This window comes from Williamsia sp. (genome assembly GCF_036566845.1).
GTDB lineage: Bacteria > Actinomycetota > Actinomycetes > Mycobacteriales > Mycobacteriaceae > Williamsia.
The window spans coordinates 1-2765 of sequence record NZ_DATCVM010000085.1 but is presented as its reverse complement, the minus strand read 5'-3'; the positions used below and the strand labels follow the sequence as shown (position 1 = coordinate 2765).

The 2765-nt window shown below is 65.6% G+C and carries 4 protein-coding genes; 2 read left to right on the top strand and 2 right to left on the bottom strand.

Annotated elements, in window-relative coordinates:
* The first annotated feature begins 14 nt into the window (after positions 1-14).
* Positions 15-152 (top strand): hypothetical protein, encoded by a 138-nt coding sequence (locus VIQ49_RS28915; RefSeq protein WP_414731595.1) that lies wholly within the window; start codon positions 15-17, stop codon positions 150-152.
* A 40-nt stretch (positions 153-192) separates the two neighbouring features.
* On the top strand, positions 193-444 hold the full coding sequence (locus VIQ49_RS07375) for a DUF4345 family protein (RefSeq protein WP_331882614.1): 252 nt from the start codon (positions 193-195) through the stop codon (positions 442-444).
* Positions 445-882: 438 nt separating this feature from the next.
* Here VIQ49_RS07375 and VIQ49_RS07370 read toward each other — a convergent pair whose 3' ends face one another.
* Together VIQ49_RS07370 and folP are read right to left on the bottom strand one after the other, a co-directional pair.
* Positions 883-2139 carry an aminodeoxychorismate synthase component I gene (locus VIQ49_RS07370; RefSeq protein WP_331882611.1) on the bottom strand — a complete coding sequence of 419 codons (1257 nt, stop codon included), beginning with the start codon at positions 2137-2139 and terminating at the stop codon, positions 883-885.
* A 70-nt stretch (positions 2140-2209) separates the two neighbouring features.
* Positions 2210-2765, bottom strand: a 556-nt coding sequence (gene folP, locus VIQ49_RS07365; RefSeq protein ID WP_331882608.1) for a dihydropteroate synthase, incomplete at its 5' end; no start/stop codon positions are given.

The following is a 2765-nucleotide window of genomic DNA, read 5'->3' as shown; positions in this document are numbered from 1 at the left end:
AGGCGGAGGCGACGTTGTTCCGCTACATCGACGGCTGGTACAACCCGCGCAGGATCCAGGCCGGCCTGGGCGGACTCTCCCCCGACGAGTACGAACAGGTTTACCACGATCGGCCAGATCGACAGGAGGCAGATAGCATCGGAGCCAGATAGAAAAGTCTCCGGGGAAGCGGGGGAACCTCACTACGCCAACGTGTTCAAGTTTGCCGTCGGGCCAGTTATCTGGTCCCAACTCGGACAACTCGAAGAGCGATCACTGCGCTTGACCTACGCGCTCTCCGGCATCTTCGTCGGCGGACTCGCCCGACTGCGGTCCTGGCAGCAACGGGGACGTCCCCACCCGGTCACCGTAGTAGCCGTTGCGATCGAGCTCGCAGCGCCACCGCTTTTGATTGCATGGCAGCGGCACATCCACTCCCGCTCAACCCAATTGCGGCATGGATGAGAGCGCACTCAATCCGCAAATCCGCAGTCGAATCGACTGCGGATTGAGGTTTCAGCGACGGCGAGAATCCGCTCGGCTTCGCGGGAATGATACGGCGAACCGCATTGAACGACTTCGGTATTGCCCGCATCGTCGGCTGTGAGGAGACCACTCAGGGTCACGTGGTTAGATCTCCGCGTACACCGCGCTTCGGATGGACGATCAACGAGATAGGCTGCGAACGCCGTCTAGCCTGCCTCGAAACGCAAGGCGAGATCGCGGTTTATGTCCGTGAAGGCGTCGGATCCCTCACGGAAGACGGTCAGCGCCTCAGCCGGGCGTCCATACCGGAAAAGGGTTTGAGCGAGTGCGCACATTGCGCGGGCTTGCTCGTCCGGTTCGCCGATCAGTTCGAGTGCGGACTCGAGGGGTTCTCGGTTCTGGGCCCGGTTTCTTGAGTCAGCAGAGAGATGAGTGTGCAGGCGAGGCGGGGGTGAGGTCGAGGATGGTACGGGCTTTGTCGAGGCATTCCTGCCATTCTGAGGCGGGGTCGGAGTCGATGGTGATGCCGCCGCCGACGCCGAGGACGGCGCTGCCGGTGGCAGTGAATTCGACGGTGCGGATGGCGACGTTGAGTTCGAGGCCTGCCAGTGGACTGCTCATACCTACTGTGCCGCAGTACACCCCCCGGGGTTGTGTCTCCCAGTCGGAGATCAGTTGCTGTGCTCGTGTTTTCGGGCATCCGGTCACCGATGCGGGTGGGAAGCTCGCCTCGAACAACTCGACTGTCGTCGTGGTCGGGGGTATCTGCGCTTGCACGGTGGAGACCAGGTGCCACACGCCGGGGGCGGGGCGCACGCGTAGGAGGTCGGTGACAGTAACGGTTCCGGTGACGGCCAGTCGGCCGAGGTCGTTGCGAACCAGGTCGACGATCATCACGTTCTCGGCGACGTCCTTGGCCGAGCCCCGCAGGGCGGCGGGGTCGGCGCTGAGCGGCAGGGTTCCTTTGATGGGGCTCGAGGTGACGGTCGTTCCGTTGCGGGCCAGGAAAAGTTCGGGGGACAACGACGCCACGGCACCCCAGTGGCCTTGCAGGTAGGCCGCTCGGGCGGGGCGGGTTTGTTCGATGGCGTCGGTGAAGAAGTCCGCCGGTCTGCCTGTCAGCTGGCCGGTGAACTGGGTGCAGATGCAGCTTTGGTACACCTCGCCGGCGCGGATTGCGGCTTTGCAGGCTTCGACGTTGTTGTGGTGGGACTGACGGTCCGGAGGTGTCCACCGCATCGACCAAGGCTCGGGTTCGCACTGGGGATCGAGGGCGGCTGCGGCCAGGTAGGCAGGGCAGGGAATGTCGGTGAGGCTTTCATACCACCAGCACCCCGAGGTGTCGAGGCGCAGCACCGAGTCGGTCCAGCCGCCGGCGGCGTCGGGAAGGCGGCCTGCGCCGTCCGGGTACGCCCGGTACCCGATCCACCCACCGCCGATCACCGGCTCGCCGCCGGTGGTGGTGGTAGTGGGGCGATTCGCGTACCGGGATGGAAACGCGTCACGGGGAGCCACTGGTCTCGCCTGCAGGTGCGGGGCGATCACGGCGGCAGCTTCGAACCATTGCCCGATCAGTGCCGCGGGGGTGGGCAGACTTCGGTTTCGAGCGCGGGCGTGCAGTGCGCGGAGTACTTCGGCGGGCAGTCCACCGGCACCTAGGCGTTGCAGGCGCACGGGCGGACCCTCGGATTCTTCGTCGCCGCAGACGTTTCAGGCGCAACTTCGGAATTTCCGCCTTTGCCGATCATCGGGTCACCCTGCCCCACGCTGCTGCGACGGCGACTGCCCGGCGAGTGGATTTCACGTCGTGCACTCGTAGGCAATAGGCCCCGGCGGCTGCGGCGAGCGTGGAAACAGCGCAGGTCAGGTCGTCGCGGTCGGTCGGCGGGGGAATGGCGGCTTCGACGCCGGTCATCAGCGCCCCGAGGAACGCTTTACGAGAAGCTCCGACCAGTACCGGTCGACCCAGCTCACGGATCCGGTCGAGGTGGGCGAGCAGTGCCCAATTGTGGGCGCCGGTCTTGGCGAACCCGATTCCCGGGTCGAGCACAATGCGATCCTCACGTATCCCGGCGTCGATCAGCGCGTCGAGGCGGTCGGCGAGTTCGGTGACGACATCGGTGACGACATCGTCGTAGATCGCACGATCGGCCATGGTTGTGCTGTGACCTCGCCAGTGCATCGCGACGAACGGTACGTCAAGGCCCGCGACGGTCGTGGCCATCGCCGGGTCGGCGAGCCCGCCACTGACGTCGTTGACGATCGAGGCCCCAGCCTCGACGGCGGCGGCCGCGACCTCC